General features: G+C 54.2%; 5 protein-coding genes. 2 read left to right on the top strand and 3 right to left on the bottom strand.

The window, feature by feature from the left end:
- The first annotated feature begins 416 nt into the window (after window positions 1-416).
- Window positions 417-629: a hypothetical protein gene (locus VMW13_04745; GenBank protein HUV44122.1), complete on the top strand. Its 213-nt coding sequence runs from the start codon at window positions 417-419 to the stop codon at window positions 627-629.
- Window positions 630-679: 50 nt separating this feature from the next.
- Here VMW13_04745 and hflX read toward each other — a convergent pair whose 3' ends face one another.
- The 3 genes from hflX to dapF all read right to left on the bottom strand — a co-directional run bounded on the left by hflX (window position 680) and on the right by dapF (window position 3,987).
- Window positions 680-1,804, bottom strand: a complete 1,125-nt coding sequence (hflX, locus tag VMW13_04740) for a GTPase HflX (protein ID HUV44121.1) — start codon at window positions 1,802-1,804, stop codon at window positions 680-682.
- A 92-nt stretch (window positions 1,805-1,896) separates the two neighbouring features.
- Window positions 1,897-3,087 (bottom strand): LL-diaminopimelate aminotransferase, encoded by a 1,191-nt coding sequence (locus VMW13_04735; GenBank protein HUV44120.1) that lies wholly within the window; start codon window positions 3,085-3,087, stop codon window positions 1,897-1,899.
- 42 nt (window positions 3,088-3,129) lie between these two features.
- Window positions 3,130-3,987, bottom strand: coding sequence for a diaminopimelate epimerase (gene dapF, locus VMW13_04730; GenBank protein ID HUV44119.1), 858 nt, complete (start codon window positions 3,985-3,987; stop codon window positions 3,130-3,132).
- A 277-nt stretch (window positions 3,988-4,264) separates the two neighbouring features.
- Here dapF and VMW13_04725 point away from each other — a divergent pair, with 277 nt between their 5' ends.
- Window positions 4,265-5,542, top strand: coding sequence for an MFS transporter (locus VMW13_04725; GenBank protein ID HUV44118.1), 1,278 nt, complete (start codon window positions 4,265-4,267; stop codon window positions 5,540-5,542).
- The last annotated feature ends 346 nt before the right edge of the window (window positions 5,543-5,888 follow it).

The following is a 5,888-nucleotide window of genomic DNA, read 5'->3' as shown; positions in this document are numbered from 1 at the left end:
CCTCACAATCTACTTTAATCCCCTGCTTTGTCGGTATTTCTTATCTAATTACCTTTCAGAATAACCATGCTTACATCGTTAACCTCTATTTTTAGATTAAAGAGAGTTAGAGCGTTCCTTGCAACACATTTATGGTAAAGGTCTTGAAAGCGTGTTTTACAGTGCCGGGCATTACCGGAAGACCGATAATGCATATTAAGGGGCCTAGATTTGGCTCTCAGTGCGTCGTTTACCAAGCCAATATCTAAGCGAACGTTGTGCTCTCTCAAAAAAACTTCTATGAGCAGAGATGTTTCCCAAATACAGCGTGCAATATATTATGTAAAGAACGGCCTAACAGTAGAACACCCGAATAATGACAATTCGGCTGCAAAAAGGTATTGCCTATCAGCCTTCTTTGTAGTAAAGTATGCCAAATGGTAGCTGAACTGCGAAGAATCGGCAACAAGCTGGCCCTCTATACCGACGACAACGATGTATACCATCGTCTCTCCAGGTGGAATGCCACCCTCTACCGGGTCCCCTACAAACAAGGTAAGAGCGTGGTCGGAGTAGACATGTATTTCGAGCCTTGGGCACGAAATACCGTCAAACGAGTTCTAGCCGGCCAGGCTGTGCTTGATATCTGATAGTTTTGAGCCTGCCGTAGATGCCTGACCCGACCATGTAGCTTTTGCAATCAACCGGAATAAGCACGTACCCGTGTGGTATTATCGGCCAGGGTACGAGCCACTAATTCCAGCAGTCCTGATAGCCCCCATTTCCTTACCGCGGAGATAAGGACCACTTTCTCGTTCTGACTCTCACTCTGAGATGAAAGATACTCCAGGGCTTCCTGCTCCGTCCAGGTACGGCTGTTGTCCAGGAGAAGGTCGCCCTTGTTCAGGACCGTGACAATCGGCTTGTCGGCCAGGTTCAGGTCGGCAAGGATGTCTTCCACTGTCTGGCATTCCTCCGGAGCACGGTGTGAAGCGAAATCGACCACATGGAGGAGCATGCTGGCCTCGGAGAGTTCCTCGAGTGTCGCGCGGAACGCGGTTATTATGGCTGGTGGCAGCTTACGTATGAATCCAACTGTATCGCTCAACAGGACAGGACTCTGGTCCGCAAGGGTGATACGTCTCGTGGTCGGGTCCAGGGTGGTGAAAAGCCTGTTCTCACTGGGAACGTCCGCTCGACTGAGGGCGTTCAGCAGCGTACTCTTGCCGGCATTGGTGTATCCCACCAGCGCCACCACCGGGATACCACTCTTCCTTCGCCTCTGGCGGTACAGCATGCGTTGCTTCCTGACCCGCTCTATCTGCTGGTTCAGGTGATGAATCCTGCGCCGGATAAGACGCCTGTCGGTCTCTAGCTGCGATTCGCCCGGTCCCCTGGTACCAATACCACCGCCGAGTCTCTCCAGGTGGCTCCACTGCCCGGCCAGACGCGGCAACAGGTACTGGTGCTGTGCCAGCTCTACTTGAAGCTGGCCCTCGCGGGTCCGGGCGCGCCTGGCAAATACGTCCAGAATCAGTGCAGCGCGGTCAATAACTTTTACATCGAGGCTCTCCTCCAGATTTCGCTGCTGCAGTGGCGAGAGCTCGTCGTCGAAGACAGCAACATCATAACCAGCAGTCTCCTTCAGTGATTGAAGCTCGGCAAGCTTTCCTTTGCCCAAATAGTACGACTTCGAGGGCACCGGAAGGGATTGGGTGAGCTTACCGATCACCCGGGCACCGGCTGTCCCGGCGAGCTGTGCCAGCTCTTCCAGAGAATCTTCGGTAGATACCGTATGAACCCCGGCCTTCCTGGTAACTGCCACCAGGAAGGCGCGCTCCGTAGGTGATTGAGTGACAACAGTGGTCTTTGCTATCTTGAAACCTCTCTTGCCAGGATATTCCGACTATATCCGGACTACACCCTGGGCTTGAATCGATTCCTGGAGTCCTGCCATTCAGCAAGACGGGATAAGCCTTTCACCAGGCTGGCATCAGGTAGTGTCAGGGATAACCTCACATAGCCCTCACCGTTTCTACCGTAGCCAATTCCCGGGGTCACGACCACACCGACCTTCTCCAGCAGGTCATTGGCGAACTCCACAGAATTATAGCCCTGTGGGACCTTCGCCCAGACGTACAGACTCGCTCGCGGAGGAGTTACCTCCAGACCCATTCTTATCAGCATGTCGACCACCAGGTCACGTCGCCTCTGGTAGACGGCATTGTGTTCCTCGATACAGTCCTGCGGACCAGTCATAGCTTCAATCGCCGCGTACTGGATTGCCTGCGGGATACCGGAATCCAGGTTTGATTTCAGGCGCTTCAGGGCATCTATCATTACAGGATTACCCACGACCATGCCAATACGCCATCCGGTCATGTTGTAGCTCTTGGAAAGGGAATGGAACTCCACACCTGTGTCCCTGGCTCCGTCTGCCTGAAGAAAGCTGACCGGTCGGTAGCCATCATAGGCGACCTCGGAGTACGGCCCGTCATGACACACATAAATATCATGCGCCCGTGCAAATTCCACTACCCCGATGTAGAACGGAAGGTCGGCCACCGCGGAAGTCGGGTTGTTGGGGTAGTTAATCCACATGAGGGTAGCCTTCCTCAATACGTCTTCCGGTATCCGGCGCAGGTCAGGCAGGAAGTCGTTCTTTTCCAAAAGGGGCATATAGTAAGGCTGTGCACCGGCCAGAAGTGTGCCCACCGAGTAGACGGGGTAACCCGGGTCCGGTACCAGGACGCTGTCCCCGGGTTCGGCAAAGCAGAAGGCCATATGTCCGATACCTTCTTTGGTACCAATAAGGGGTAATACCTCCGTCTCAGGGTCCAGGGAAACATTAAAGCGCCTCTGATACCAATCGGCTATCGTCCGTCGGAGTTCGGGCAAGCCTTCCGACTCCGGGTAGCGATGGTTAGCCGGTTTTTTCACTTCTTGGCATAACCTCTCTATTACATGGGGCGGTGTTGGCATGTCCGGATCACCGATGCCGAAGCTGACTACTTCTTCACCTCTCGCCCTCTTCTCAGCAATCTTCCTGCTGATTTCTACAAAAAGGTAAGGAGGTAATTTTTCAACCCTTTTGGCCATTTTCTTCATAACTATACCCTTCCTCTCCCGCGTTCCATAATCCGCTATCACTCAGAGCCAGTCGCCACTGAAGACCGTCTCCGCCGGTCCACTGAGAAACACTTCCCCTGCTCCGTCCCACTCTACGTTCAGTACTCCCCCGGGTAATGCCACATCAACCCTGCGGTCCACATAACCAAGCAGTTGAGCCGCGACACTTATCGCACAGGCACCACTTCCACAGGCCAGGGTCTCCCCTACCCCACGTTCCCAGACGCGGGCTTCAACCAGATTACGACTCCGAACGTTAACAACTTCGTAGTTGGTCCTACCGGGAAATTCCGGGTGGCACTCTACCTGTGGCCCTATCTCAGATAATGGAAATTTCGAAACCGGTTCTTCAGTGAAAAGGATAGCATGAGGATTACTCATCGACACCAGAAACAGGTCCAGTCCCCTGCCCAGTACAGTTATCGAGCGACTCATCCGTGTCTTTATGTCAAGAGCAGCATCGCCCCCCCTATCCGGTTCTACCGGGGCATTTTCCTGCCCGATTCCCGGCTTACCCATTTCGACCTGAATCTCAGCCACCTCGCCGTCAGTCTTTCGAATCCGCGCTATACGAACCCCGGCCATAGTCTCTACCGATATCTCGGCAGCCCGCCTATTTCCCACCTGGCTATCCAGGAAGTACTTGACCATGCATCTCAGGCCATTTCCGCAAGCACTGGACTCGGACCCATCCGCATTGAAGATTCTCATACGAAAGTCCGCCCTATCCGATGGCAGCAGGAGGAGCAGGCCATCGGCACCAACACCGAAATGTCGGTCGCACATGGCCACCGCCAGTTCCGACCAATCGCGCTGACTATCGCCGGCTTCCACCAGCACAAAATCATTACCGGCACCCTGCATTTTAGTGAATTTCATCGTTGCCTCAAGTATAGTATTTCAGGCCGTCCACTGATGAAGCTTGAAGAATGTGAGAGGAGAAGAACCTTCGAGCCAGTGCCCGTACATCCTGCCATTATAGCAAATACGGTATTCGTAATACCAGTATGCCTGCCGGTTGTCGGAACGACTCTTACTCTGTATATTAGGTATAGACAGTCGCTCGACCCCGGAAGTAAGCCGGCGACTGCAAGCCCCTACTTCGTGCACACTTCTGCCGTGAAAGGACCAGTGAAGCCGTGGTGACTGGTATAGTATGAGAATCAGACGTCCTTCCATTTTCTACGGGTGGTGGATTGTCGCTGCCTCATTTGCAATCGCACTGTACGTTGGTGGCGGGGTATTCTACGGGTTCACGGCCATCTTCGAACCGGTAGCCAACGAGATGGGTTGGAGCTACACACATATATCACTGGCCGCCTCACTGCGTGGCATGGAAATGGGCTTATTGGCCCCACTGGTTGGCATCCTGACCGACCGCTGGGGTCCGAGGAGACTGATATTTGGTGGGGCAATTCTGGGCTCTCTGGGACTGTACATGCTCAGCCAGACTACTTCTCTCGGTATGTTTTACGGTGCCTTTGTTCTTATCGCCATTGGCATGAGCACCTGCACCATGACTGTCCTTATGACGGCGGTGGCCAACTGGTTTCGGCGTAGAGTGGGCATCGCCAGTGGTATAGCCGTCTGCGGCTTCGGCTTCGGTGGCTTGATGGTACCGGCACTGGTCAAGCTGATTGAAACCTACGACTGGCGCCCGACAATTATGCTCCTTGCCGCGGGGATGCTCTTTATACCGGTGCTGCTCTCCAGAGTCTTCCGCCACAAGCCGGAGCAATACGGCTATCTGCCGGACGGAGAGACAGCAGACCGAAACCTATCTGCTGATGGTGTTCCTGCTATTACCCCGTCGGAGCCTGACATTGCGGACATCGGTGTCAGGCAAGTCCTCAAGAGCGTCACCTTCTGGATTGTGGCCCTCGCCTTCACCTGCCATGTCTTTCTGGTGACAGCCATTATCACCCACGTCATGCCCTACCTGAGCAGCATCGGCATGGCACGGTCAACTTCAAGTATCGTGGCAACCGCCATCCCGCTGACCAGCATCCTCGGCAGACTTAGTTTCGGCTGGCTTGGTGACCGGTTCAACCGGAAAATGACCACGGCGGTCGGTTTCTCCATGATGAGCCTGGGAATGTTCTGTTTTGGATACACCGCCACCGCCGGCACGTGGTTACTGGTGCCTTTTCTGGTTTTCTTCGGGATTGGATACGGCGGGCTCAATGTAATGAGACCTTCGCTGATTCAGGAGTACTTCGGTCGTCGCAGCTTCGGCACCGTCTTTGGCCTGGTTATTGGCATAAACATGGCAGGGAGCATCGGAGGCCCGGCCCTGGCAGGCTGGGTTTTCGACACCTGGGGTAGCTATCAGGGCATATGGCTTGCCATGTCCGCGATACCGGTAGCAGCAGTCGTTGCGGCGCTGATGATGTCTCCGGTCCGCAGCAGGCAGACACAAGACGATAGCCACTGAGATTTCCCTGGTATGATTGTCAGGGTCTGAAGAGCCAGTGCTTTTCGTTTCTTCCCCTGAAAAAGCGAAAGAGGCCGGGAGTGCCGACCTCTTCTAGTGTAGTGTCTCGTATATATCTTTACGTATGATGGATGTTGATGTCATTCCAGCGCAGGCTGGAATCCAGGGGGCAAACACGTATCCCGGATCGAGTCTAACAGGGTGATGAAAAAGGGGAGTCCAGAGGGATCCCGCCCCTTCTGAGGGGCCCCGCCTCTTCTGAGAGGCGCTCCTTTTGGCAGGGGTGTCTGGGCGTCATTCTTACAGAATGACGTTAGCAGAATCCGAAACCAGATTCTGCCGGTGT

It is taken from the genome of Dehalococcoidales bacterium, assembly GCA_035529395.1.
In the GTDB taxonomy this organism is placed as follows: domain Bacteria; phylum Chloroflexota; class Dehalococcoidia; order Dehalococcoidales; family Fen-1064; genus DUES01.
Note: the sequence above shows the minus strand (reverse complement) of the source record. Positions and strands in the feature narration are given on the sequence as shown.